Origin of the sequence: Parabacteroides sp. PF5-9, assembly GCF_029893105.1 — a bacterium.
Lineage (GTDB): Bacteria > Bacteroidota > Bacteroidia > Bacteroidales > Tannerellaceae > JARXWG01.
On the sequence record NZ_JARXWG010000033.1, the window covers coordinates 1 to 26,191 of the forward strand.

General features: G+C 40.6%; 22 protein-coding genes. 12 read left to right on the top strand and 10 right to left on the bottom strand.

What is annotated here, in order from left to right; all coding sequences use genetic code 11:
• Positions 1–104: 104 nt before the first annotated feature.
• The 3 genes from ybaK to M2135_RS14645 are packed head-to-tail and all read right to left on the bottom strand — an operon-like array spanning position 105 to position 3,488.
• Positions 105–590: a Cys-tRNA(Pro) deacylase gene (gene ybaK, locus M2135_RS14635; RefSeq protein ID WP_280749272.1), complete on the bottom strand. Its 486-nt coding sequence runs from the start codon at positions 588–590 to the stop codon at positions 105–107.
• On the bottom strand, positions 574–2,718 hold the full coding sequence (locus M2135_RS14640) for a Tex family protein (RefSeq protein ID WP_280749273.1): 2,145 nt from the start codon (positions 2,716–2,718) through the stop codon (positions 574–576). The genes ybaK and M2135_RS14640 overlap by 17 nt, the downstream gene beginning before the upstream one ends.
• 41 nt (positions 2,719–2,759) lie before the next feature.
• Positions 2,760–3,488 (bottom strand): hypothetical protein, encoded by a 729-nt coding sequence (locus tag M2135_RS14645; RefSeq protein ID WP_280749274.1) that lies wholly within the window; start codon positions 3,486–3,488, stop codon positions 2,760–2,762.
• Between the two features lie 561 nt (positions 3,489–4,049).
• Here M2135_RS14645 and M2135_RS14650 point away from each other — a divergent pair.
• The 3 genes from M2135_RS14650 to M2135_RS14660 are packed head-to-tail and all read left to right on the top strand — an operon-like array spanning position 4,050 to position 8,016.
• Positions 4,050–6,605: a DUF5686 and carboxypeptidase-like regulatory domain-containing protein gene (locus M2135_RS14650; RefSeq protein WP_280749275.1), complete on the top strand. Its 2,556-nt coding sequence runs from the start codon at positions 4,050–4,052 to the stop codon at positions 6,603–6,605.
• Between the two features lie 56 nt (positions 6,606–6,661).
• Complete coding sequence (locus M2135_RS14655) at positions 6,662–7,582, top strand: transporter (RefSeq protein ID WP_280749276.1); 921 nt, start codon at positions 6,662–6,664, stop codon at positions 7,580–7,582.
• Positions 7,579–8,016: a DUF695 domain-containing protein gene (locus M2135_RS14660; RefSeq protein ID WP_280749277.1), complete on the top strand. Its 438-nt coding sequence runs from the start codon at positions 7,579–7,581 to the stop codon at positions 8,014–8,016. Before M2135_RS14655 ends, M2135_RS14660 begins: the two co-directional genes overlap by 4 nt.
• Before the next feature lie 47 nt (positions 8,017–8,063).
• On the opposite strand, the gene M2135_RS14665 is transcribed toward M2135_RS14660, so the two are convergent.
• The 6 genes from M2135_RS14665 to M2135_RS14690 form a co-directional block, all read right to left on the bottom strand.
• Positions 8,064–8,474 carry a DUF5856 family protein gene (locus tag M2135_RS14665; RefSeq protein ID WP_280749278.1) on the bottom strand — a complete coding sequence of 137 codons (411 nt, stop codon included), beginning with the start codon at positions 8,472–8,474 and terminating at the stop codon, positions 8,064–8,066.
• A 179-nt stretch (positions 8,475–8,653) separates the two neighbouring features.
• On the bottom strand, positions 8,654–9,964 hold the full coding sequence (gene thrC / locus M2135_RS14670; RefSeq protein ID WP_280749279.1) for a threonine synthase: 1,311 nt from the start codon (positions 9,962–9,964) through the stop codon (positions 8,654–8,656).
• Positions 9,965–9,984: 20 nt separating this feature from the next.
• Entirely contained in the window at positions 9,985–11,193 is a 1,209-nt protein-coding gene (locus M2135_RS14675; RefSeq protein ID WP_280749280.1) for a cofactor-independent phosphoglycerate mutase, read from the bottom strand.
• Between the two features lie 255 nt (positions 11,194–11,448).
• A complete protein-coding gene (gene thrA, locus M2135_RS14680; RefSeq protein ID WP_280749281.1) occupies positions 11,449–13,890 on the bottom strand; it encodes a bifunctional aspartate kinase/homoserine dehydrogenase I in 2,442 nt (813 codons plus the stop codon).
• A gap of 479 nt (positions 13,891–14,369) precedes the next feature.
• On the bottom strand, positions 14,370–15,266 hold the full coding sequence (locus tag M2135_RS14685; protein ID WP_280749282.1) for an aldo/keto reductase: 897 nt from the start codon (positions 15,264–15,266) through the stop codon (positions 14,370–14,372).
• A 176-nt stretch (positions 15,267–15,442) separates the two neighbouring features.
• Complete coding sequence (locus tag M2135_RS14690) at positions 15,443–16,603, bottom strand: alpha/beta hydrolase-fold protein (RefSeq protein WP_280749283.1); 1,161 nt, start codon at positions 16,601–16,603, stop codon at positions 15,443–15,445.
• Positions 16,604–17,531: 928 nt separating this feature from the next.
• On the opposite strand from M2135_RS14690, the gene M2135_RS14695 reads away from it, so the two are divergent.
• The 9 genes from M2135_RS14695 to kdsA all read left to right on the top strand — a co-directional run bounded on the left by M2135_RS14695 (position 17,532) and on the right by kdsA (position 25,374).
• On the top strand, positions 17,532–18,671 hold the full coding sequence (locus tag M2135_RS14695) for a DUF5009 domain-containing protein (protein WP_280749284.1): 1,140 nt from the start codon (positions 17,532–17,534) through the stop codon (positions 18,669–18,671).
• Positions 18,672–18,979: 308 nt separating this feature from the next.
• Complete coding sequence (locus M2135_RS14700) at positions 18,980–20,221, top strand: hypothetical protein (RefSeq protein ID WP_280749285.1); 1,242 nt, start codon at positions 18,980–18,982, stop codon at positions 20,219–20,221.
• A 139-nt stretch (positions 20,222–20,360) separates the two neighbouring features.
• Positions 20,361–21,212: a 50S ribosomal protein L11 methyltransferase gene (gene prmA / locus M2135_RS14705; protein ID WP_280749286.1), complete on the top strand. Its 852-nt coding sequence runs from the start codon at positions 20,361–20,363 to the stop codon at positions 21,210–21,212.
• 95 nt (positions 21,213–21,307) lie between these two features.
• Entirely contained in the window at positions 21,308–21,562 is a 255-nt protein-coding gene (locus M2135_RS14710; RefSeq protein WP_280749287.1) for a YtxH domain-containing protein, read from the top strand.
• 7 nt (positions 21,563–21,569) lie between these two features.
• Positions 21,570–21,983, top strand: coding sequence for a phage holin family protein (locus M2135_RS14715; protein ID WP_280749288.1), 414 nt, complete (start codon positions 21,570–21,572; stop codon positions 21,981–21,983).
• Entirely contained in the window at positions 21,940–22,329 is a 390-nt protein-coding gene (locus M2135_RS14720) for a hypothetical protein (protein ID WP_280749289.1), read from the top strand. The genes M2135_RS14715 and M2135_RS14720 overlap by 44 nt, the downstream gene beginning before the upstream one ends.
• A gap of 237 nt (positions 22,330–22,566) precedes the next feature.
• Positions 22,567–23,571: a type I glyceraldehyde-3-phosphate dehydrogenase gene (gene gap, locus M2135_RS14725; protein WP_280749290.1), complete on the top strand. Its 1,005-nt coding sequence runs from the start codon at positions 22,567–22,569 to the stop codon at positions 23,569–23,571.
• 71 nt (positions 23,572–23,642) lie between these two features.
• On the top strand, positions 23,643–24,560 hold the full coding sequence (miaA, locus tag M2135_RS14730; RefSeq protein WP_280749301.1) for a tRNA (adenosine(37)-N6)-dimethylallyltransferase MiaA: 918 nt from the start codon (positions 23,643–23,645) through the stop codon (positions 24,558–24,560).
• 10 nt (positions 24,561–24,570) lie between these two features.
• A complete protein-coding gene (gene kdsA / locus M2135_RS14735; protein ID WP_280749291.1) occupies positions 24,571–25,374 on the top strand; it encodes a 3-deoxy-8-phosphooctulonate synthase in 804 nt (267 codons plus the stop codon).
• Between the two features lie 50 nt (positions 25,375–25,424).
• Here kdsA and M2135_RS14740 read toward each other — a convergent pair whose 3' ends face one another.
• On the bottom strand, positions 25,425–26,126 hold the full coding sequence (locus M2135_RS14740; RefSeq protein WP_280749292.1) for a Crp/Fnr family transcriptional regulator: 702 nt from the start codon (positions 26,124–26,126) through the stop codon (positions 25,425–25,427).
• Positions 26,127–26,191: the final 65 nt, after the last annotated feature.

Sequence of the window (26,191 nt, forward strand, 5' to 3'; positions counted from 1 at the left end):
TCAATATGCCATCGGGTAATAATAGTTCGTAGCCTGTTTCCATAAAACAAAACTACTCCCTTTTTTCTAGCTCCACAACTTTACGGGGTGAGCCAAAATTATTTTTATTCGACGATTAAATCAGCAGTTACGGCCTGTATTTCTTTAATGAGATCCGATGGAGTCATCCGGATCTGCAGCCCTCGTTGGCCGGCACTGACATAAATGGACTCGAATGATTCTACCGTATGATGAATATAAGTTGGAAATTTCTTTTTCATTCCGATGGGAGAGCAGGCACCACGTATATATCCTGTAACAGGGAGCAACTCCTTCATGGGAATCATTTCACTTTTTTTGTTTCCTGAAACTTTAGCTGCTTTTTTCAGATCGACCTCTTTTGCACCGGGTATAATACAAACGAAGTAACCGGTTTTATCTCCATGAAGTACAAGTGTTTTAAAGACCTGATCAACGTTTTCTCCTAATTGTTCCGCCACATGGATAGCACTGAGGTCAGATTCGTCGACCTCATAAGGAATTAGCTGATAAGTAATTTGGGCTTTATCTAATAAGCGTGCAACATTGGTCTTATTAATTTTTTCTTTCATTGACAAAACCTTTCATGGATAACTGCACACGTTTTCGAGCAAGATCGACACTGAGTACTTTTACCTTGACATGTTGATGGATAGAGACTACTTCGGTTGCATCCGTAATAAAACGATCAGCCATTTCAGAAATGTGAACCAATCCATTTTCCTTGATACCTATATCTACAAAACAACCGAAATTCGTAATATTCGTTACAATCCCGGGTAATACCTGATTCTCTTTTAGATCTTCAATGGTTCTGACCGAAGGATCGAAAGCGAAGACCTGTATATTTTGTCGCGGGTCCCTGCCTGGTTTGTCAAGTTCTTCCATAATGTCCAGCAGAGTTGGCATACCAATACTTTCGGTTTTATATTTTTCCAACCGCAACTTTTTCTTTAGTTCTTTATTGGTGATCAGTTCTACGACAGAGCATTGAAGATCTTCGGCCATATCTTCAACTACGCCATAACTTTCGGGGTGAACAGCAGAGTTGTCCAACGGATTTTTTCCTCCTTGAATACGCAAAAAACCGGCACTTTGTTCAAACGCTTTTTCTCCCATTCTCGGGACTTTAAGCAGTTCCCGCCGCGTTTTAAACGGCCCATGTTCTGTACGATAATCCACAATGTTTTGAGCGAGTGTAGGTCCTAATCCGGAAACATATGTCAACAGGTGTTTACTTGCGGTATTGACATTTACTCCAACGAGATTAACACAGCTTTCAACGGTTAAATCAAGACTTTTCTTTAATGCAGTTTGATTGACATCGTGCTGATATTGCCCTACACCAATACTTTTGGGATCAATTTTCACCAGTTCTGCTAATGGATCCATCAGGCGACGTCCGATACTGATTGCTCCGCGTACAGTGACATCGTATTCCGGAAATTCTTCCCGTGCTGTTTTGGATGCCGAATAGATGGATGCACCATTTTCACTGACAACAAACACCTGCACTTTGCGGTCATATCGTATATTGGTAATGAATTGTTCCGTTTCCCTGCTTGCCGTTCCGTTTCCTATGGCAATAGCCTCAATACCATACATTTCAACTAAATGAGCCACTTTGGTTGCCGCTTTGTTTTTTTCGTTTTGCGGTGGATTCGGATAGATGGTTTCGTTATGTAATAAATTCCCTTGAGCATCCAGACAGACCAGTTTACATCCGGTTCGATATCCCGGATCAACCCCCAACACCCGCTTTTGCCCTAATGGGGCGGCTAGAAGCAATTGGCGAAGATTTTCAGCAAAAACACGAATCGCTTCTTCGTCGGCTTTCTCTTTACTCAGATGAGCAAACTCCGTCTCAATAGAAGGATTTAACAACCGCTTGAACGAATCATCTATAGCCTCTTTGACCTGCTCGGAGACTTCGCCGCGGCCTTTTATAAATTTACGATCTAACCGTTCCAGGCAAGAGTCGGCATCAGGAGTAATAGATACCCGCAAGATCCCTTCGGCCTCTCCGCGTCTGAGAGCCAGCAACCGATGAGAACTCACTTTGTTCAGCGGTTCGCTAAACTCGAAATAATCGCGGTATTTTGCACCATCTTCCTCTTTTCCTTTGACCACTTTGGCAGAAATAACCGCTGTTTGCGAGAATGAATTTCGGACAATATTTCGTGCCTGTTCGTTTTCATTCACCCATTCCGCTATAATATCACGTGCCCCTTGCAACGCTTCTTTAGTATTCTTAACCTCGTCATTAAGAAACGATTCAGCTTTCAGTTCAATATCCCGTTCAGCTTGGTTCATAATGATCTGAGCCAGCGGTTCCAACCCTTTTTTACGGGCAATTTCAGCTTTAGTAACCCGCTTCGGTTTATACGGGAGGTAGATATCTTCCAATGCTGTACTGTCCCAACAGTCTTCCACCCGCTTTTTTAATTCAGCAGTGAGTTTGCCCTGTTCTTCTATGGAGTTCAGGATGGTATCTTTCCGTTTTTTTATTTCAGTCAGTTTATCGAGTTGATCTTTGATTTGACTGATTTGAACCTCGTCGAGTCCACCTGTCACCTCTTTTCTGTATCGACTGATAAAAGGAATCGTAGCCCCTTCATGTAATAAATTGACGGTTTTTTCTACCTGTATAGCAGGTATATTCAAAAAACGCGAAATAAGCGAAGAAAATAGTGATGTCATATTTTTTACTAAAATGTATGACAAAGATATGTTTTTCGTGTTTAATTCATATAATTGTGTTTCAAGAAATTTTTAAGCTGTTTTATCTGTTCTCCCACTAAGCTTTCTAATACAATTAGATGCAGGTAATTATTCTTATTTACGGCTAGTATTTCTATCTGATATTTTTTCTTTACCGCACTTTTAAAACAGTATCGCACCCATTGATTCTCTTTAATAATCATTTGTTCTTTTACGTATTCCGTTTGTGTTTTTCGGGCATATTTGTTCAGAAAATGCGTTAATATTTTCTCCGAATCTTCCGTTTCGGTTAAAGGAAACGCTTGCGCCAGGATGGTCAGATCGGTCGGTTTAAAATTCCCAAATACATAAGAGAATAAGACTCCGTTTTCATTTTCTGCTGATTTTTTGAATACCATACTATCACAATATCCAAAAGCGTTGCCGATATACGACCACCCTTTTTTTGTTGTTTCGGGCTTCTCTTCTTTATTAATTGGTTTAATCAATGCCTCCACCTCTTCATCCATCACTTCTTCTGTGTCTGAAAAAACATGAAGTGCCTCTTCGCTTTTGACACGAATTTCAACCTCTTCTTCTTCCGATTTTTTGAGATCTTTGGCTATCCAGAACACATTCAGAGCAATCCAAAGAACAATACCTAACACAATAAGAGGATTCGTCAGAAATCCCTTCTCCGCATTGGCAAATAAGATTAAAACAGGGATCAATGTCCAGGCGATACTGTAAAGAATTTTGTAGTTTTTCATATAACGTTGTTTTAATTAAGTGATTACTTCTGTAAGTATGATTACAAAAATAGAGCGAATCGAAAAGATTATATACCCCCTTTGTGGGGTTTTATCTGGAATAGAACGGGTTAATACGAATAGAACGATTATTCCATTGGCTGGTTTGGGAAAAATCTACATGTATTTTCTACACCATCCTATAGAAAGAGTAGCAGTATGCAGTCTGTTTTTTTGTTACACCTACCTCTGTTTTTTGTTAGAGGTACGTCTAAACGAATTTAGAGGTACGTCTAAATCCATTTAGAGGTACGTGTAAAATATTTTAGAGGTACCTCTAACAGAAAAGTGTTTATCATGCTTCAAATAAGCCGACAGGCTCATGCTAAATTTTCAATGAGAAATCTCAAAAAAGCTTTAGAAAATAAAATATCATCCTGTATCATGTTTATATACGTTAAAATCGTGCTTGATTTATCGTGTTTAGTTGTAAATCGGCATATAAAGAATGTATTTAGGAACATTTTATATCTCAGAAAGTGTTTTAACTTTGCAGAGCTTTATCAATGTTAATAGGTGGTAATGGGGAGAAAATTAGTCTATTTATTTTCTATGTTGGTATTCGCCGTGATGGCGATGGGACAAAATACAATCATAAAAGGTATTGTCACTGATTCTATTACGGGAGAGACTCTTCCGTCGGTGTCGCTTATTTTGAAAGGAACAACAACCGGTACGGCCACAGATATGAACGGGAACTATTCGATGACGACCAGTTCGAAAGTTGGCACATTGTTGGTCTCTTATTTGGGCTATACCGAAAAAGAGATAAAGATCAATGTAGGGCGGACGAATAATCTGAATATACAGTTAGCACCGACAAGTATTAATCTGGGTGAAGTGGTGATTCGTGCCGGACGGGAAAAATATAGTAGACGGAATAATCCTGCGGTAGAATTTGTTCAAAATGTGATCGATTCCCGGCATAGTAATGATCCTCGAAATCAGGACTATTTCAGTTATAATCAGTATGAGAAGATGATTTTTGCCATGAACGACTTTGAACGTAAACCCAGAGAAGATGGCAAGACGGGGAAGTTTGATTTTTTGATCGACTATGTGGATACATTGGATATCGGAACGACTATTCTACCTATTTCAGAAAAGGAGCGGTTTGAAACAGTCTATTATCGTAAAGATCCAAAGACGGAGAAGCGATTGGTCCTTGGATCAAAATCGGCCGGTGTAGACGAAATATTTTCCCGTGACGGGATTCAGCAAATCTTGAATGAGGTCTTTAGAGAGGTCAATATTTTTCAGAATGATATTCCTTTGTTTTTGATGCGTTTTGTGAGTCCGCTCTCTTCAATGGGACCTACGTTTTATCGGTATTATTTGTTGGATACCTTGAATGTGAATGGTCAACAGTGTGTCGACTTGGGGTTTGCACCGTTTAATTCCGAATCATTTGGATTTACCGGGCATCTGTATGTGACATTGGATTCGACCTATTTTGTACAGAAAGTGTTGTTGAATGTGCCGAAGAAAATCAATCTGAATTTTGTGGATCGTATGACTGTTACTCAGGATTTCAAACGGCTATCGGATGGCACCCGGATTATGTTGAAAGATGATATTCAGGTTGATTTTAAGCTGACAGAGAAAACGAAAGGGATGTATGCCCGGCGTTTGATTGTGTATAATAACCACACTTTTTCTCCTCCCGATGATATCGCTATATTTCAGCAGAGTCCCCCTGTCATTACATTGAATGATGCGAACCGTAAGGCGGAAGATTTCTGGGCCTCTATCAGGCCTCCGGAAGCGGAGAAGCGCAATGCGAATTCGGTCGAAAAATTGATGGAACGCCTACGTGCTGTTCCGATCTTTTATCTGACGGAAAAAGTGGTTTCCATGTTTGTCTCGGGTTATGTGCAGACGAATGCGGATCCGATGAGAAGTAAATTTGAATTTGGGCCTGTCAATACCTTTGTCAGTGGAAATGCGATTGAAGGGGCTCGTTTTCGGGTAGGAGGGACGACGACTAAGTTTTTTAGTAACCGTTTGTTCCTGGATGGGTATGCTGCTTACGGGACAGACGACCGGGAATTGAAATACGATGCTATTGCAGAGTATTCGTTCATAGATAAAACCGAATACCGGAAAGAGTTTCCGGTACATTCTATCCGGGCGCAATATACCTATGATATCAATCAGATTGGTCAGCAATACATGTATACCAACAAGGATAATATCTTTCTGGCGTTGAAACGACAGAAGGATACCCGAGCCACTTATCTGCGAAATGCCGAGTTGACCTACTATCGTGAACATTATAATGGTTGGGGCTATGGTGCGGTTGTTCGTAACAAAAAAGAATACGCGACCGAGTATGCCGAATTTAATCGTATTGAAGCCGACGATATGTTGATGCCGGTCAATTCTTATTCGATGACAGAAATGGAGTTTCGTGTCCGGTTTGCTCCGAATGAAAAGTTCTATCAGACACGTAATTATCGTTATCCGATCACGTTGGATGCTCCGGTGTTTACGTTGAATCATATTACGGCTCAAAAAGGTCTTTTAGGATCGTCGTATACGTATAATCGAACGGATTTTGGTATTCAGAAACGGTTCTGGTTCTCCGCTTTTGGTTATGTCGATATTATCGCTAAAGCTGGGAAAGTGTGGGATAAAGTGCCCTATCCATTATTGGTTTTACCCAATGCTAACCTGTCGTATACCATTCAACCTGAGTCATATACCAATATGAACGCCATGGAATTTATCAGTGATGAGTATGCTTCATGGGATGTGACCTATTTTATGAATGGAACACTATTGAACCGTATTCCGCTCCTGAAGAAATTGCAATGGCGGGAGGTGGTCTCTTTCAGAGGACTGTATGGTAATCTGACCGATAAAAATAACCCGTTCTTGCCTGAACATCGGGAAGGATTATATGCGTTTCCGGAAGGATCTTATGCCTTGGGAAAAGAGCCGTATATGGAGGTTGGAGTAGGGGTAGAGAATATCTTCAAATTTCTTCGCTTGGATTATGTGTGGCGTTTGACTTACCGGGATAATCCGAATATTCAGACAAGTGGCGTTCGTTTTATGATGAAATTATCTTTCTGATTTTGTTCTCTCAGAGATAAGACGTTACTTTACATGATGATTAAACAAGACTAATCGTGCTGCAGTTTATAAAAGATTGGATGCTCCCGCTGGCCATGCTGACGGGAGTCATTACTTATCCGTGGGTGAGTCAATTGACCTTCCTGACTCCTTACCTTATATTTACAATGCTTTTTGTCACTTTCTGTAAGCTTTCGCCGAGTGATATACATATTCGCCCCGAACATATCTGGTTGTTACTGATTCAGATGGTCGGATGTTTAGTGGCCTATGGCTTGGTGTGGCTATACGACCCGGTGGTGGCTCAAGGGGCTTTTATCTGTGTACTGGTACCGACGGCGACTTCTGCAGCCGTGATTACCGGTATGCTCGGAGGGAATGTTGCTTTTCTGACCACCTACCTGCTTGTCTGTAATATTGCAGTAGCTGTTGCTGCGCCTGCTCTTTTCCCGCTTATTGGGCCGGATCAGGAGTTGTCGTTTATCCAAGCTTTTCTTTATATCTGTCGTGAAGTGGGACCGGTATTACTGTTTCCGTTGGCGTTGGCTTGGTTTATGCGTTACTTCATACCGAAAATTCATCAGAAGTTGCTTCGGATCCATCGACTTTCTTTTTACCTTTGGGCGGTTGCGCTTACTATTGTAACCGGCAGTACAGTTCATTTTCTGGTGAATCAGGAGAATCCGGATTACAGTACCGAGATCGGTCTGGCAGTGGTCTCGTTGGTTATTTGTGTCGGACAGTTTTTATTGGGACGTCGAATAGGAAGACGTTATGGTGATCCGGTCTCTTCGGGACAGGGATTGGGACAGAAAAACACGATTTTGGCTATTTGGATGGCACAGACTTATCTGAATCCAATCTCTTCGGTCGCTCCGGCAGCCTATGTGTTGTGGCAAAACAGCATTAATTCGTATCAACTGTGGTTGAAAGGGAAACAATTAAAACGAGAAAAACGTAATTCGACAATAATATGAAATTAAGTAATACTTGGTTTACAGCGCTTTCTGAAAATTCAGAGGGGCATATCATAACAATTATGGGGCGTGACGAACTCAATGAATTTATGCAATCGGGTAAATTGAAAGAACGTGTGGAGATCACCTGGAAATATCAGGGAGATCAAAAAGGTATGCCTACTGTTGAACTGGCCGAACAGATGGAGACGGTTCAAGAAGCGTTGCGTAAAGCCATGGAAAAGGATAAACTCTCTATACTGACAAGTGTCTACACAGGTGGCGGAGAGAAAATATGGGTCTATTATACCCGTACAACCCGGGTTTTTGGTGAAAGGCTGAATGAGGCATTAGCCGGTTTTGATTTATTGCCGATCACGATCTATAGCGAGATTGATCCCGATTGGGAAGAGTATCAGGATATGTATGAAATGAAAGAATGGTCGGTCGATTAAGCAAAAAGGCCAACCTTTCGGTCAGCCTTTATGTCTGATTTGTACTTTTATTTCAGTCTGATTAATCTGTAAAGCAGTTGTTGTAATGCTTCCTGATAGTCATCTATAATCGCTTGTGAGAAATCTTCAGGGAAAAGATCCCGGTGTTTGCCCACGTATGTATAGAAATCAGAAACATGCTTTACTATATTTGATGGGGTTGGTGTTTCCGGAATAACAACATGGATATCACCAACCAATGCGTAAGTTGTTTCGGCTACTCTGTCGATGGTATCAAGCAGATCTTCCAACGCCTGGTCTAATGCCATATGTTGTGCATAACTACTTGGTCCGGTAACATGCCAGTGATATAATTTTAAACTATTGTTGAATGAGAATAATTCACCAATGAATGTTCCTAACTCCTTGCTTGAAGCAGCGGTTGCTTCTTTTTTCTGAATAACTGTTTTTGTTGCCATAACTAATTTATTTTTTGGTTAATTTGTTAACTATCTATTAAACAGACCGGAGTTGTAGAATGTTTAGGTGGCATAGGATTTGTCGATTGGAGAATAGATGCGGTATATGACAAAAATAAAACTGTCAGGACGTATCGTTGAAGATATGACCTGACAGTCTTTTATATTGAACGGTACTATTATCTGGATAATAGATATGTTTTAAATGCAGTGAAATCTTTCTTTAGCGGAACACTTTGTTTGGTTCCTTTCATAAACGCCTGTAGTTTAGCCGGAATCTCAATCTCTTTTTCCAGAATACGATCTACCGTATCTTTGAATTTTGCCGGATGAGCTGTTTCAAGAAAAACACCTGTTTCATTTTCATTCAGCCCTTTTTCCAGTGCGAGATAACCACAAGCACCGTGAGGGTCTAATAAATAATCGGTCTGTTTATATACCCGTCTGATTGCTTCAGCTATTTCTTCATCGGTAAAACGATCACCCGAAATCAGATTGGTGATAATCCGATGTGTCTCTTCGTTATTCCCATAGAGATCGAGGATACGGGCAAAATTGCTCGGATCACCTACGTCCATGGCATTAGCAATCGTTGCTACGGATGGACGTGGACGATAGATCCCGGTATTCAGGTATTCCAGAAACACATCATTCCGGTTGTTGGCGGCTATAAAGCGTTTAACCGGTAATCCCATCCGATGAGCAAAAAGGCCAGCTGTTATGTTACCGAAATTACCGCTTGGAACACAAACCACCAGTTCATCGGCTTTATCTATCCGGTCTAATTGGGCATAAGCATTGAAATAGTAAAACGATTGAGGAAGAAAACGAGCCACATTGATCGAATTGGCTGAAGTCAGCATCATATGATGGTTTAATTCATCATCCATAAATGCCGATTTGACCAACGCCTGGCAATCATCGAATGTTCCGTCTATTTCCAAAGCTGTAATGTTCTGACCCAATGTCGTAAACTGACATTCCTGGATCGGACTCACTTTCCCTTTGGGATACAATACATAGACATGAATGCCTTCAACACCCAGAAATCCGTTGGCAACAGCACTGCCGGTATCACCGGAGGTTGCTACAAGTACATTTACCTCTTTGATCCCTTGTTTTTGAATGAAATAACCCAATAGTCTTGCCATAAAACGAGCTCCTACATCTTTAAAAGCGAGGGTAGGCCCATGGAATAGTTCCAGACTGTATATATTGTTCTCGACAGCAACAACAGGTGTTTCAAAAGAGAGTGTCTCTTTTACTATTTTATCAAGTGTCTCTGATGTGATGTCTTCACCGAAAAAAGCTTGTGCGACGCTACAGGCTATTTCATGAAACGACATATTTTTAAGATTCCGGATCATCTTTTGATCCAACGGATGAATATGCTCAGGCATATACAACCCTTTGTCACTTGCCAGTCCTTTGACTACGGCTTCTTCCAGAGATGCAAGTGTTGCGTTTTTATTTGTACTGTAATATTTCATGTTTTATGTGGACTTTGTAACTAATAAAGAACTACTTTTTTGATGAATTCATCTTTTTCCAATATGCCATATTTCCCGTTTTCTACAACATATTCATCGAAAGCCATAACCTTATCCGGCTGTTCTCCGGGTTTGTAGATAAGGAAAGGAACCGGTTTGTTTGTATGTGTACGGATAGCGCATGGCGTCGGATGATCTGGCAGAATGGCTATGGCGACAGGTTCATCCCATTGCTGCAACTCTTCGAATATCAAACGTATAACCCGTCTGTCAAGGTATTCAATGGTTTTTACTTTCAGATCGACATCTCCTTCATGCCCTGCCTCATCACTCGCTTCGATATGCAGGTATACAAAGTCGTGGGTTTTTAAAGCGTCTAATGCAGCTTGTGCTTTTCCTTCATAATTGGTGTCGTAGAGGCCAGTAGCTCCTTCCACCTGTATCACATCCAAACCGGCATACACTCCGATCCCGCGAATTAAATCGACAGCGGAAATAACCGCCCCTTTCTCGAAACCTAACATCTCCGACATCGTTTGCATAGCAGGACGGTATCCAGGTGACCAGGGCCAGATACTGTTTGCTGGATCTTTCCCCTCTATTATGCGTTTTTGATTCACCGGATGATCTTTCAGGATCTCTTGCGATTTCAGGATAAGTGCGTTTAATAATTTCGCGGTATCTTCTGCTTCAGGAACTAACGGTTCGATCATCAACGGTTGAAAAGGATGAAGGGGTACGTCATGTGGAGGCGTACAATCCAACTCTTTACTCCCTGTTTTTAAGACCAAGAGATGACGATAAGAAACACCGGTATGGAACCTGACCATATCCGATCCTAATTTTTCGTTCAGCGTTTTGATCAATTCATCAGCTTCCTCTGTCGTAATGTGTCCTGCCGAATGATTCTTAATCAGTTCTTTTTCTATACAAATGAGGTTGCAACGCAAAGCTACTTCTCCGGCTTCCAGATTGACTCCCATACTGGCAGCTTCCAAAACAGCGCGTCCTTCATACATTTTAGGTAAATCATAACCTAATATGGTTAAGTTTGCCACTTCACTTCCGGGTAGATAACCTTCCGGAACAGTCTGCATTCGACCGGTTATCCCTAATTGTGCCAATTTGTCCATATAGGGCGTTTGAGCATATTGAAGCGGAGTCTTATTACCTAAGGCTTCAATGGGTTCATCGGCCATACCGTCGCCAAGAATTATTATGCTTTTCATAATAATTCTTGGAATTGACAATTGACAATGGATAATTGGCTCAGGCCGATCTTCGATTGACAATTGAAGATTGAAACACTTGTTTTACACATATATATCATAGTTGCAATATCAGATATTATTTTGTTTTTCTTACTATACTGATGGTGAGTCGGATGATTTCGTTGCAATCATTCATTTTACTGATGAAATCTGCCCTGGATTGAGCATGTTCACTTTCGTCAATTGTCAATTTCGCAGGTGTTATCTCAATCGCTATCGAATGTTAGCGATTGAGATAATATCTGCGAATACTCCCGCCGCAGTCACATCTGCTCCGGCTCCATAACCTTTGATGACCATCGGATATTCGTTATATCTTTCGGTGGAGATCATGATGATATTATTGCTTCCTTCCAGCTCATAGAAAGGATGGTGGCTACCCACTTCTTGTAAGCCGATTTCACATCTGCCGTTATCCATTTGAGCCACAAAACGGAGCCGTTTATTTTCCGATTCCAATTTTTGTCGGCGTGCTTCAAATTCACCATCCGTCTCTTTGATCGTTTTCCAGAACTCCTCCAGAGAACCTTTGAAGTATTTTTCTGAAATGATCGGTTGTTGTTTGACGTCTTTTTGTTCTATTTGATATCCGGCTTCACGGGCAAGGATCACCAGTTTGCGGATAACATCTTTGCCGCTCAGATCGATACGGGGATCAGGTTCGGAATATCCAGCTTCTTTAGCCATATGAATCGCTTTGCTGAAAGGAATTTCTGCACTAATCGTATTGAAAATAAAATTCAGTGTTCCCGATAATACCGCTTCAAGTTTGAGAATATGATCGCCGCTATTGATCAAATCATTCATTGTATTGATGATCGGGAGTCCGGCGCCCACATTCGTTTCAAAGAGAAATTTAATGTTTCGTTTACGCGCCGTTTCTTTCAATTGGTGATAATTCTCGTATGGAGAAGAAGCCGCTTCTTTGTTTGCAGCAACAACAGAAACACTGTTATTCATCAACTTTTCGTAGATCGCCGCCACATTTGCACTTGCGGTACAATCGACAAAGACCGAATTGAAGATATTCATATTCAGAATCTCTTCACATAATAGATCCGGATTACTCTCAATGCCGTCTTTTTTCAGTTCCTCAATACAGGTGTCCAGATTTAAACCTTCCCGGCGGAATAAGGCCCGTTTGGAGTTGGATACGCCTACAACATTCAGTTTTAATCCGTTTTGTTGCATCAATTTAGGTTGCTGGATTTTGATCTGTTCCAACAGATTACCACCTACCGTGCCTACCCCTGCAATAAAAAGATTCAATACCTTATATTCCGAAAGGAAAAAAGAGTCGTGTATCGAGTTTAACGCTTTACGTAAATACTTTAATTTGATAACAAAGGATATATTTGTTTCAGAGGCTCCTTGTGCACAAGCGATCACACTGATTCCTGCCTGGCCGAGCGTGCCGAATAACTTACCTGCAATGCCGGGAGTCCGTTTCATATTTTCACCGACAATAGCTACCGTGGCCAGTTCTTTTTCTGCCGTGATATCGCTGATTTCTCCCTGTACACGTTCCAGTGCAAATTCTTCGTTTAAGACCTCTACTGCCAGGTCGGCATCACCATTTTTTACAGCAAATGTGGTGTTATTCTCCGAACTGGCTTGCGATACCATAAATACGCTGATACCGTTTTTAGCCAACGTTTTGAAGATGCGGTAATTGACACCGATTACACCTACCATACCCAGTCCCTGTACGGTGATCAGGCAGGTATCATTGATTGAAGAGATTCCTTTAATTAATGCCTTCCCACCTTCTTTAGGACGTTCTTTCGATATATATGTACCCGGAGCTTCCGGATTGAACGTATTCAGAATGCGGATGGGTATATTTTTATGATATACCGGATAGATCGTCGGCGGATAAATCACTTTGGCTCCGAAGTTACACAACTCCATCGCTTCGGTAAAACTTAACCGGTCGATGACGTAGGCCGAACTGATCACTTTCGGATCAGCTGTCATAAAGCCATCTACATCCGTCCATATCTCCAATACGGAGGCATCTAAAGCTGTTGCTAAAATGGATGCCGTATAATCTGATCCACCACGTCCCAGGTTTGTTACTTCGCCGTTTTCGCTGCTGGAGGATATAAAACCCGGAACAAGCGATACTTTTGGCAGTGGTTGGAATGTTTCCTGGATGAGTTTATTGGTCTGTTCAAAATCAACAATATGTTTATTGAACTGTTTGACTGTTTTTATGAATTTGCGTGAATCGAATAATCGGGCGTCTTTAATGACATTCGATAGAATGGTCGAAGAAATACGTTCTCCATAGCTGACGATCGTATCGGTGGTTTTGTCTGAAAGGTCGGAAATCAGATAGACACCTTTAAAGATGTTTCCCAACTCATCCAATAAAGACATGACCTTTTCCTGTGTCTCTTTTTGTACTGTTTTTTCAGGGATTACCCCTTCGATCACTTCGAGGTGACGGGATATGATTTCGGATAAAGCCTTTTCATAAGCCACATCTCCTTTGGCAGCCATGGCGGATGTCGCCAGCAACTTATCTGTGATACCGCCTAAAGCAGAAACTACTACAATAACAGGCTCATCAATCGCCTCTACAATCTTTTTTACATTCAAGATACTATTCACGGAACCTACGGATGTTCCGCCGAATTTTAATACTTTCATCGTATATTTTTTAATTATGTATTAGTGAATAAAAAGAACCGGGATACCGGTGAAAAAAGAGATGCAATACAGTAAGGATTGCAACAATGCAGGGCGTGGCCGCTGCCATTGTTTAATTGTTGATTCTAACCCCCCAAGGGGTCATTGTTAATGCCCACGTGTAATATGCAAGGTCTGCACTCATTGTTTGTCTAGTTATTTTCGTATTGCGATGGCAATATTACGCATTTTTTTCCAGAATCAAATATTTTTTGCTGAAAGAAGTGACATTTTTCAATGATAATGGTTGGTTTAATGACAAATTTATGGAGAAGCGGGTTCAACCCTTATCAAGGTTGAGGCGAGTGCGTTTAACGATTTACCCCGGGTAAAAACCCGGGGTATGTATAATCTACCCTTCGGAGGGGTAACTACTTACAACTTGTACCCTATTTAAAGATAAGAAGTACTTTTGATACACCCACTTAGGGGGAGAGGCTTTATTCCTTTTTTAATCGCATTACTCTTTCGATCGCATCATCCATTTGTGCGACTGATTCCAGTCCAAGAGTCATGCAATGGATATTGCTTTGTGTGAGTGCATATTGAATGGATTGTTCGCGTTCTTCGTCTTTGACATGACTGCCTTCTCCGAAAATTTTCATACCCATGACTGCTTTTCCGTTTTTCCGGGCCCGTCCGAGAAGTTCACTGACGGCTTCAGGCGTTCCATCCATTTTCGACTGGAACGGATTGATACGGGCAAGAATCACGTCGACCCATGGCGAATCGACCGCTTCTACCATGGCGTCCCAGTTATGACAGGATACACCAACTGCTTTGACTATACCCTCTTGTTTGGCTTTGGATAATCCGTCTACATAATGTTTCCGGGTAACGCTCCAATTACCTTGCGTCATGCAATGCATCAGGATAATATCAAAATAGTCTGTCCCGACTTCCTGGCGAAACCGATCGAGAATTTTGTCGACCGGTTCGATTTTATCCGAACCTTCTTCGTAAGTCCATATTTTAGACATCAGGGTTATCTTTTCACGCGGCATACTTTTTATAGCCTCTCCAACATAAGGATGCGATCCGTAGCCATCAGCCATATCAAAGAATGTAATACCTCTGTCATAGGCATGGTGAGCCATCTTAAGGAAGTTGTCCATGCCCAACCGTGTTTGATTAGACCCTTTATTGTACCCTACCGTTCCGGTACCCATGGCTATCCGGGAGACAGTTAGTCCTGTTTCACCGAATTTTACCTTGTCGACAGCCGTATTTAAAGGAAGTAAAGCGTTTATATTCGCTATTCCCGAGCGGGAAATAGATAAACTGGCCACTCCGGCCATTCCGGCCTGTATAAATCTGCGTCTGTTTATTTTACTCATGATAAAAAGTTGAGAGTTGTTTATAAATAAATTAAATCCAGGTTGAGTTTTTTAGGAAGGCAATATACATCTTTTTCCGGATAAGACTAAATAAGCTTCAAATAAAATTCAAAACAGCTTCTAAAAAAGAGTGTCCGAATTGACTTTCCGGACACTCTTTTTTTATCATTGAGGGATTATTTGAACAACATCGGGGCAAATTCACTTAAGTAAATCCGCCAGTTTCTCCAGGTATGTCCTCCGTCACTTTCCCGATAGATATAAGGAAATTTCATCCCGTCCAATTGCTGCATATATTGCTTGTTACGTTCAAAAAGAAAATCATCCGTACCACAGGCAATCCAGTAAAGTTTGAACTTATTATCCCGTTGTTTTTCCAATTGGGAAATAACTTCTTTATTGACATTCCCTTCTTTGTCGGTAGCCGGCCCTACGGCAGCAGAATACAATCCGACATAATCGAACGTATTCGGATAATCTTTAGAGATCATATACGCATGTCCGCCACCCATTGAAAGACCAGCAACAGCCCGGGAGGCTTTTTTCTTAATGACGCGGTAATTGTTTTCGACATACTTCATGATGTCTTTAAAAGATTCCGGATAGGTCGCGATACCCCCGCGCGTTCCACCTCCCATAGCCGGTTTGTAGGAGAAATTTTCCTGTGAATAACCAGCCGCAGCTTCCTGGGCGGCATTTCCGTTAGGAATAACAATAATCATTGGCTTCGCTTTTCCTTGTGTGATCAGGTTGTCCATAATCTGAGCCGTGCGTCCCAGATCTATCCAGGCCTCTTCGTCACCACCGCTACCGTGCAACAGGTAGAGCACCGGATAGCTGGTTTTGCCGGTTTCATATCCCGGAGGGGTGTAGATCGTCATACGGCGTTTCATACCCAAGGTAGGACTATCATACCATACTTTCGACACATTTCCGTGAGGTACGTTCTGAACACTGTATAAATCACCTTTATCACCTCCGATAATGAACAGATTCATCACGGATGCCACATCCCGTATCATATAGACATTGTTCGGATCTTTAACAGCCAAGCCGTCTACAATGAAGTTATAGGTATACAGTTCCGAAGGTAGCGGCGCTGTTGTATATTCCCAGACCCCATTTTCACCCTCTTTCATCGTTATCGGTTGCCGGGGATTCAGAAAATCACCTGTGACCTGTACCTGAACAGCTTTAGGAGCGACAAAGCGGAAAGTGACACTGTTGTCCGGATTGATTTCAGGGGAATTAACCACAGCTCTGCTTCCCAGATTCTCCTGAGCAAAAAGCGATACGCAGCACAAAAACGCTGCCAAACACACAATTAGTTTCTTCATGATCTAAAAAAATTAAGTATTGAATTAAGATGGATACAAATCTAATATAAATCCGCAGAATAAAGCGAATCAATGATTAAAACAATATGGCTTTGATGTATTTGCTTATGAATATCTTATTTAATGTGAGTTATAAGTTTCAATTTAGAAGCGTTGAATCGTATGGGGTATTTTCAACAACCACGGGTTTGCTTCGCTACACCCGCGGTTACGCATATGAATCCCTAACGGGATTTTCCTGCAAAAAGACAAAGAGTATACCCGTTCATGTAAGTTGTAAAAATAAGCTTCGAATGGAAGAAAAGGTGAAGATAGTGAAAGCGAACGCCACAGGCGTTCAATGTGCATAACCCCGGGTGAAGAGGAGCGTAGCGGATCGACCCGGGGTGAATAGATACCACTCTCCAATCAACGCCGATAGGTGTTGAACCGCAGATGATTGAACACCTTCGGCGTTCGTTTGTTACACTCATTATATACCCCGGGTCGATCCGCTACGCTCCTCTTCACCCGGGGTTATGCACATTAAATCCCTGCGGGATTTGGCCTTCGAAAAACCTTCAAACATTACCCTACTTGGAATAAATATTTAAATTCACATTTATTATTAAAACCCCTTATCAGAACGGTCTGCATTGCCTCTTCGAATCATTGGGTTTGTCTCTATTTTTTGTATGAGAGAGTTAATCGTCTACCAGTTGTGTCACTTTCGTCTACCAATTGGATCACTTTCGTCTACCAACTGTGTCACTATCGTCTACCAACTGTTAGACGATTAATTTTTCAGAATGAAATGGTTGATACAGTCAGATGAAAGGGGTAACGTGTCTCAATGAAAAGATGAAGGTGTTCGGGTGGTTTTGTTCGAAAAACTAGTGTGGTTTACAATGAAATAATTAGATTTGCATGAATCTGAATAAAGTCGCTTATGAAAAATCAACCACCACTAACCCAACGTTTAGAATCGTTGGATATTCTCAGAGGATTTGATCTGTTTTGTCTGGTTACTCTGGAGATAGTTCTCCACCCCTTACAGCGGGCCGTAAATACACCTTGGTTTGATTCGTTTATGTGGGGATTTTCCCATGTACAATGGGAAGGGTTTTCTACCTGGGATTTAGTGATGCCCCTGTTCCTTTTTATGTCGGGAGTTTCCATGCCGTTTGCATTCTCGCGTTTTAAAAATCATCCGAATAAGAAAACTGTTTATTGGCGGATATTCAAACGAGTCTTGTTGCTTTGGATTTTTGGGATGATGTGCCAGGGTAATTTATTGGCATTAGATCCGGATCGAATTTATCTCTATTCAAATACGCTGCAAAGTATTGCGGTTGGATATGCAATCGCTGCATTGTTGTTTTTACATTTCCGGACATCTGTACAGATAGGTGTGGCTATTGCTTTTTTGTTGGTTTCTTGGCTGGTAATGGAATTTGTCACTGTTCAAGGCTATGGAGGGGGAGATTATACGCCTGATGGTAATTTGGCTGAATGGATGGACCGCACGGTACTTGGCCGTTTTCGTGACCAGGCAACCGTGGTCGATGGTGAAGTTGTATTTTCGGCGCATTACCGGTATACTTGGATATGGAGTAGTTTGAATTTTGGGGTGACGGTGTTAAGTGGATTGTTTGCCGGCCAATTGATTAAAAATAAACTGGAGGCCAAATTGAAAATTAAATGGCTGTTGGGTATAGGTGTTGCTTTAGTGGTTTTGGGTTGGTTATGGGGCTTGCAATTGCCGGTGATCAAGAAAATATGGACCAGTTCGATGGTTTTGGTTAGTAGCGGTTATTGTTTTTTATTAATGGGACTCTTTTATTATTGGATCGATTATAAAGGACACCAAAAAAATCTGACCTGGTTGAAAGTGTATGGAATGAATTCGATTGCAGCGTATCTGTTGGCCAGTATCATCAACTTCAGATGTATTGGAGAATCTCTGTTTTATGGATTACAGCCTTGGCTGGGGAATTATTATCCTGTATTACTGGCTGTATGTAATGCCGGAATCATCTATTTTATCCTGTGGATACTTTATAAGCGGAATATATTTCTGAAAGTATAACATCATCTTGGTTTGAACAAGCAGATAAAAGAGGGAGTGTGTCTCAATGAAAAGATGAAGGCGTTCTGGCGATTTTGTTTGAAAGTTATTCTTTTTATAATCATTTGGTTTGCATAATTTTTGAATAAAAAAGTTCTATTTCTCACATTTTGAAATTGTTTATGTATATTTGTGATATAAGCATGTTACAACTTATATTTACAATGAAAAAATATCTATCTCTTTTATTGATAACACTTCCTTTACTGGTTCTTAGCTGTGAGGATAACAACGATCGTGTAGAAAGGCCGTATTCTACATATGTTCATATGAAAATTTTTGTACAAAATGTATATGGTAAAAATGCATTGAGAGATCGAGGCCCGGGAGATTTGTCAGATATTATGACAATTGAGTATAAAGGTGAGATGCATACTAAAATAGAGGCTTTAGATGCTAATTCTTCTCAAGATTTTCACCTGACTATTGGTGAGTTGGAACATGAGAGCTATTTGTGGTTGGGCTTTTTTAATCCGGATGACGAATATAAGAATGAAAAGATAATTATCCATTGGGAAAATGGCTCTAAAGATGAAATTTTATTCGATCTATATGTCGCAGAAGACATTAACGGAGATCCGGTTATCCATAAAACAATTACTCTTAACGGACAACTTTATACCGATGAATCACTAACTGTAATGGTTGTAAAACCGGAAATTAGTCATGTTGAAGAGGTTTGGGATTATACCAATTGTAATATACGATTTATTGTTGAAAGCCAGTATGGAGGGGATTTGTTGAATGATAAAACGATGGGAAACTGCTTGGATGATGATATAACCGTTACTTTCAAGAATAAAGAGTATAAATTATTGTCTGAAGGAGACTCGGAAGGACTCATTCTGGAGGTTGTCTATGATGAGATGATCAGAAAGAATGTATTAGTCCTTAGCGATTTTAATCCGGAGCATTGTTATAAAAATGAGCCTCTTACGATAAACTGGGGTGATGGTACGAAAGACAATATATTCTTTGATCTTTATCTTACCGGAAGTAAAGAAAAACCCATCCTGAAAAAAGCAATTTATAAGGATGGAATATTACTCTCTTCCAGATCATTAATCGTCTGGTTTGAAAAAGATATTGAATATATGATTTGGGACTTTACAAATTATAGTATTGCTTTGGATATTGTGGATAAGCAGGGGAATAGTTTGGTCGATCCGGATGTGGAGGGTAGTATCTGGAGTAAGAACTTTGTTGTAAAATATGGTACAAAAGAGTTTAACAATCTACTTAAAACACGACTTTTGCTCCCTGAAGAATTAGGATTGAGATTGTTTTATGATAAAGATCTGGAAAGAACATTATTGACTTTTGGTGAATTTGACCCATTTAATTATAAAGGAGAGACCTTTACGATTGATTGGGGAGATGATACAAAAGATGAAATAATGTTTGATCTGTATATGACTTGGAAAAAATATGATCCAATTATACACAAGAGCATTTATCTGAATGGCGATTTATATTCGGATCAATCACTCTTTGTTAGAATTGTTAAGTGAGGAGGTATATCACAGTTAAAGGTTGAACCCACTTCGCCAAATATATGAAACAGCATAACATTATATATATCTAAACCATAAAAATCCGGTAACTCTATGTATGTTTGCAGTACTTAATGATTGAAAAAACAAAAAAACGATGAATTATTACGAACTGACATTTACATATAATTCCCCACTGGAAAAAGAGATTGTCAATGATATCCTTTCTGCCGAATTGGGTGAGATAGGCTTTGAAAGTTTTGTGGAGTCGGCAGAGGGCTTGGTGGCTTACATCGAAGAGAAAAAATATAATTCGAAAATATTGACAGATCAATTGGCATTGTTTCCTTTACCGGATGTCGTTTTCAATTTTACGGAAAAACTTATTGAAGGAAAAGACTGGAATGAGGAGTGGGAGAAAAATTACTTTAAACCGATCCGTATAGGGGATGAATGTCTGATACGTGCCTCTTTTCATGAACCGGAACCTGGTTTCAGGTATACGATTGTCATCGATCCGAAAATGGCGTTTGGTACTGGCAATCATGAAACGACCTATCTGATGATCAGTGAGATTTTACAGTTAGATTTGACCGGGAAGAAAGTCTTGGATATGGGGTGTGGAACAGCTGTCTTGGCAATACTGGCCCGTATGCGGGGAGCGGACAAAGTGACGGCTATTGATATCGACGAATGGGCATATAACAACGCTTTGGAAAATATCCGATTGAATGGTGTTTCACATATCCATGTGTTGGAAGGTGGTGCGGAAAAAATCGCGGAAGATGCCCCTTTTGATTATGTTTTTGCGAACATTAACCGGAATATTTTGTTGAATGATCTGTCGGTCTATGCGGAACATATGCAAAGAGGCGGCACACTCTTTATGAGTGGTTTTTATGAAGAAGATATTCCGGCTATTCGATCTGCTGCGGAGCAACAGGGGTTAATCTTCCAATCTTTTACTGTAAGAAATAACTGGGTAGCCGTTCAAACTCAAAAAGCGTAGAACACATCTTTTAACAATAAAAGCGTGGGACTCGGTAAACTATCTTTGCCGCAAATCCGTTATATTTAATATAAACAATTTAAAATGTAAAGGTTATGAAAAGTTCTGATTCAAAATTATTATTGGGCCTTTTGGCAGGTATAGCAGTAGGTGCTGCAGTAGGTTATCTGGTTGCATCGGAAAAAGGAGAGGAGTTGTTGGATGAGTTGAAAGACCTTGCAGGAAAAGCAAAAGACGGATTGAATTCGGCTTTGGAAAAAGCGAAAGAGACCGGACATGAAGCTGTGGCAGCCATCAAAGAAAAAAAGAGCGAAATCCGGCATACGGCAGCGGATGGAACTGCTGAATAAATAGCTTATGGAGAAAAATTTAGGACAAATTTTCAATGAGTTGAAGGAAGATCTGACAACTTATGTGGAGTTAAAATTTGAATTCCTGAAACTGAGTACGTTTGAAAGGGCGGGTAAGGTGATATCCGTTCTTTCATATGTATTAGTGATTCTTATTCTGGCCTTATTGGCTACGGTTTTTCTTTTTGTCGCTTTAGGTATACAATTGGGTGAATGGCTGAATTCGTATAGTGGTGGATTTGCAATTGTGGGAGGTCTTTATCTATTGGCCATAGGTTTTTTAATGCTGGGCAAAAAAGGGTTTACGACTAAAGTGACTAATCTTGTTATTGGTGCATTAGATGGCGCCGATGATGATACTCATAAAGATACAGAGTATGCAAAAGAAACAGACTCCACTGGAGAGGTTGAAATCGAATAAAACACGTGTTCAGGTATTAGCTCAAATACAGGAAAATAAACTGAATGCCAACTTCCATTATTTGCAACAGAATAGTGGACGGCTGATTCTCCACGGGATTACTGCTGCTATTTTACCCGGTTCGAAATCTGCACCAACAGATAAAGTGACACCGGATTCACCTTCATTTTCTTCGGAGATAATAGATATGACTTTGGGAGGTGTGGCGAATTATTTCACGAAAGGCAAACATCTATGGCCATTGGCGATGCGTGTTGCTCAACCGTTTTTATTGACTATGGGTATAAAAGGGGCTAAAAAATTAATTGGAAATTTATTCGCTGGAAAAAAGAAGGAAAAGAGGTGATTCTAACATTAATTTATGTTAGGATGTCTATTTTTTCTTTCAATATTTAAAAAACTTACAAAAAACATGACTAAATTTGCACTCGTTAAAAACAAGGACATTTTGAAACGTAACTTGGCTCTTATATTCGCTTTTACGTTGATGCTGTTAATCTGGGCATCGTGTGCTACTCCTTGTGGTTGTTAGACCGAATGGATATACAAGTATTTTTTTAAACCATAAAAAAGTTTTATTACAATGATTAAAGTAGGTATTAACGGTTTCGGCCGTATCGGACGTTTAGTTTTCCGTGCTGCTCAAAAGAGAAGTGATATTCAGGTAGTTGGTATCAACGACTTGATTAGTGTTGAATACATGGCTTACATGTTGAAATACGATACAATCCACGGTCAATTCGACGGAACAATTGATATTAAGGACGGTAACTTGGTCGTAAACGGTAACGTAATCCGTGTAACTGCTGAAAGAAATCCTGCTGATTTGAAATGGGATGCAGTTGGTGCTGAATACGTTGTTGAATCTACAGGTCTGTTCTTGTCAAAAGATACAGCTAAAGCTCACGTTGACGCTGGTGCTAAATATGTAGTGATGTCGGCTCCTTCTAAGGATGATACCCCAATGTTCGTTTGTGGTGTTAACTTGGATTCGTATGTGAAAGGAACTCAGTTTGTTTCTAATGCATCTTGTACAACTAACTGTTTGGCTCCTATCGCTAAAGTATTGAACGATAAGTTCGGTATCGTTGACGGTTTGATGACTACAGTACATGCTACTACAGCTACTCAGAAAACCGTAGACGGTCCTTCTATCAAGGATTGGAGAGGTGGACGTGCTGCTGCTGGTAACATTATTCCTTCTTCTACAGGTGCTGCTAAAGCTGTAGGTAAAGTAATTCCTCAGTTGAACGGTAAATTGACAGGTATGGCTTTCCGCGTTCCTACGTTGGACGTTTCAGTTGTTGACTTGACAGTTAACTTGGCTAAACCTGCATCTTACGAAGAAATCAAAGCTGCTATGAAAGCTGCTTCTGAAAATGAATTGAAAGGTATCCTTGGTTATACTGAAGATGATGTGGTATCTGCAGACTTTATCGGTGATGCTCGTACTTCAATCTTCGATGCAAAAGCAGGTATCGCTTTGACTGACAAATTCGTGAAAGTTGTATCTTGGTATGACAACGAATGGGGTTATTCAAACAAAGTATTGGAACTGATCGCTTACATGAAAAAAGTAAACGGATAATTCCATACACATATAGATTAAAGCCGTATCCTTCGAGGATGCGGCTTTTTTTATTTACTTTTGTTGGTACGATGGAAGCGTATGAACTTATAACGATATTGGGTCCGACGGCATCAGGCAAAACTTCTTTTGCAGCCGCTTTAGCCGCCAGTCTGGATACGGAGATCATCAGTGCAGATTCCCGGCAGATTTATCGTTCGATGGATTTGGGTACCGGTAAAGATCTGAGCGATTACACGATAAACGGAAAAGAGATACCGTATCATCTGATCGACATCTGTGATCCTGGTTATAAGTACAATGTATTTGAATATCAACACGATTTTTTTCGGGTCTACCAGGAGATCAAAAATAGAGGAAAAAGGCCTCTCCTTTGTGGTGGAACAGGTATGTATATTGAGGCTGTACTGAAGGGGTATAAACTGTTGGATGTACCTCCCAATCCGGTATTGCGAGAATCATTGAAGGAGAAAACACTGGAGGAGTTAACGCGTATCCTAGCTTCTTACAAGGTACTTCATAACAAAACGGATGTCGATTCGGCTCAACGAGCCATACGCGCGATTGAGATTGAAGAATATTATAAAACACAGGCGCCTGATAGTCGCGAATATGCGCCAATTCATAGTTTGATTATCGGTATAGATATCGATCGGGAGTTGCGCCGGGAAAAGATATCCAAGCGGCTGCGCAGCCGTCTGGACGAAGGAATGATCGATGAGGTTAGAACGATTATTTCGTCTGGTGTGCATCCGGATGATCTGATCTATTACGGTCTGGAATATAAGTTTTTAACCTTGTATATTTTAGGACAATTATCTTATGAAGAGATGGTCGGTCAATTGGAGATTGCGATTCATCAGTTTGCCAAACGTCAGATGACTTGGTTCAGAGGGATGGAACGGCGGGGGAGTACGATTCATTGGATTGATGCTACGTTACCGACAGAAGAAAAGATTGTTATCACAAAGAAATTACTTACTCAATAAATTATAGTATATGATCACATTTGATAAGATACAAAAAAGTGAAAACTTTTTCCTTATGGCCGGCCCATGCGTAATAGAAGGTGAGGAGATGGCGCTTCAGATTGCAGAACATATTGTCAAGGTTACGGAGAAACTGTCCATCCCTTTTATTTTTAAAGGTTCTTATCGTAAGGCAAACCGTTCACGTTTAGATTCTTTTACCGGGATTGGAGATGAAAAAGCATTAAAGATCCTTCGTAAAGTAGGAGAGACCTTTGATATTCCTACAGTAACGGACATTCATGAAAATGAAGAAGCAGCAAAAGCAGCAGAATATGTGGATGTTTTACAGATTCCCGCATTTTTAAGCCGGCAAACCGACTTGTTAGTGGCAGCAGCCAAAACCGGCAAGATCGTAAATGTCAAAAAAGGACAGTTCTTATCACCAGCTTCTATGGCATTTGCGGCTCAAAAGGTGGCTGATGCCGGGAATAATCAGATCATGTTAACGGAGAGAGGGACTACTTTCGGATATACCGACCTGATTGTTGATTATCGCGGTATTCCTCAGATGCGGGAGTTTGGCTATCCGGTCGTCATGGATGTCACACACTCGCTGCAACAACCCAATCAGACATCTGGGGTGACAGGTGGATTACCTGCATTGATCGAGACAATAGCCAAAGCCGCAATAGCGGTAGGAGCAGACGGTCTATTTATAGAAACACATCCTGATCCACAAACCGCAAAATCGGATGGAGCCAATATGCTACAACTCGATTTATTGGAAAATCTGCTTGTAAAGTTATTACGAATACGTGAAGCAATTCTATAAGCAGATTTTCCAATAAATCGAACTGTCAATTTCGACAGCTTTGCTGTCGATTAGCCCATCTTACTGATTTTGCGCAGTCTTTCTTCGTCGATTATTTTGATTTTCCGGCCGTCCATGGCAATCATACGCTCTGTAACAAAAGTCGATAAGGTGCGTATGGCATTGGAGGTGGTCATATTGGATAAGTTGGCCAGATCTTCCCGGGCCAAATAGATGCTTAAGGTGGCACCATCTTCTTCCAATCCGTAACTGTCTTTGAGGAATAAGAGTGATTCAGCCAGGCGTCCCCGAATATGTTTCTGTGTGAGGTTGACGGTACGTTCATCCGCCACCCCCAGATCAATGGAAAGCTGTTTGATAAAAAACATGGCAAGGTGAGGATTACCGTAGATTAACTCCCTGACAATGGTCATCGGAATCAGACAAACGGTAGATGCTTCAAATGCGGATGCATTTGTTAAGTAATCTTCTTGAGCAAAGTTTGCACGATAACCAAAATATTGAATAGGTTTGATCATGCGTATAATTTGACTTCGGCCGCCAACACCTTCTTTGAAGATTTTGACTTTGCCTTTCAACAAACACATCATGTCTTTGGGCTCATCGTCTTCGTAATAGATCAATTCGTTACGCTTGAAATGTTGAATTGTCGAATGTTGTCGAAGGATTTCCCGCTCCTTATCGGTCAATAACCTCCAAACTTCAGATAAGCTTGTCGAAAAATCGATCTCTTCTTTTTGCTGTTTAACCACGACTGTTTTATAACATAGTTATGAAGCACAAATATATACTATTTTTAGGAAGAAAACTAAAAAAC

Coding starts and splice junctions, on each gene's coding strand:
- M2135_RS14685 (WP_280749282.1), bottom strand. CDS start 15,266: ATGAGTAAAATAAACAGACGCAGATTTATACAGGCCGGAATGGCCGGA.
- miaA (WP_280749301.1), top strand. CDS start 23,643: ATGGAAGCGTATGAACTTATAACGATATTGGGTCCGACGGCATCAGGC.
- M2135_RS14700 (WP_280749285.1), top strand. CDS start 18,980: ATGAAAATTTTTGTACAAAATGTATATGGTAAAAATGCATTGAGAGAT.
- M2135_RS14720 (WP_280749289.1), top strand. CDS start 21,940: ATGCAAAAGAAACAGACTCCACTGGAGAGGTTGAAATCGAATAAAACA.
- gap (WP_280749290.1), top strand. CDS start 22,567: ATGATTAAAGTAGGTATTAACGGTTTCGGCCGTATCGGACGTTTAGTT.
- M2135_RS14675 (WP_280749280.1), bottom strand. CDS start 11,193: ATGAAAAGCATAATAATTCTTGGCGACGGTATGGCCGATGAACCCATT.
- kdsA (WP_280749291.1), top strand. CDS start 24,571: ATGATCACATTTGATAAGATACAAAAAAGTGAAAACTTTTTCCTTATG.
- M2135_RS14695 (WP_280749284.1), top strand. CDS start 17,532: ATGAAAAATCAACCACCACTAACCCAACGTTTAGAATCGTTGGATATT.
- M2135_RS14645 (WP_280749274.1), bottom strand. CDS start 3,488: ATGAAAAACTACAAAATTCTTTACAGTATCGCCTGGACATTGATCCCT.
- M2135_RS14660 (WP_280749277.1), top strand. CDS start 7,579: ATGAAATTAAGTAATACTTGGTTTACAGCGCTTTCTGAAAATTCAGAG.
- M2135_RS14715 (WP_280749288.1), top strand. CDS start 21,570: ATGGAGAAAAATTTAGGACAAATTTTCAATGAGTTGAAGGAAGATCTG.
- thrC (WP_280749279.1), bottom strand. CDS start 9,964: ATGAAATATTACAGTACAAATAAAAACGCAACACTTGCATCTCTGGAA.
- M2135_RS14665 (WP_280749278.1), bottom strand. CDS start 8,474: ATGGCAACAAAAACAGTTATTCAGAAAAAAGAAGCAACCGCTGCTTCA.
- M2135_RS14640 (WP_280749273.1), bottom strand. CDS start 2,718: ATGACATCACTATTTTCTTCGCTTATTTCGCGTTTTTTGAATATACCT.
- M2135_RS14650 (WP_280749275.1), top strand. CDS start 4,050: ATGGGGAGAAAATTAGTCTATTTATTTTCTATGTTGGTATTCGCCGTG.
- thrA (WP_280749281.1), bottom strand. CDS start 13,890: ATGAAAGTATTAAAATTCGGCGGAACATCCGTAGGTTCCGTGAATAGT.
- ybaK (WP_280749272.1), bottom strand. CDS start 590: ATGAAAGAAAAAATTAATAAGACCAATGTTGCACGCTTATTAGATAAA.
- M2135_RS14690 (WP_280749283.1), bottom strand. CDS start 16,603: ATGAAGAAACTAATTGTGTGTTTGGCAGCGTTTTTGTGCTGCGTATCG.
- M2135_RS14710 (WP_280749287.1), top strand. CDS start 21,308: ATGAAAAGTTCTGATTCAAAATTATTATTGGGCCTTTTGGCAGGTATA.
- prmA (WP_280749286.1), top strand. CDS start 20,361: ATGAATTATTACGAACTGACATTTACATATAATTCCCCACTGGAAAAA.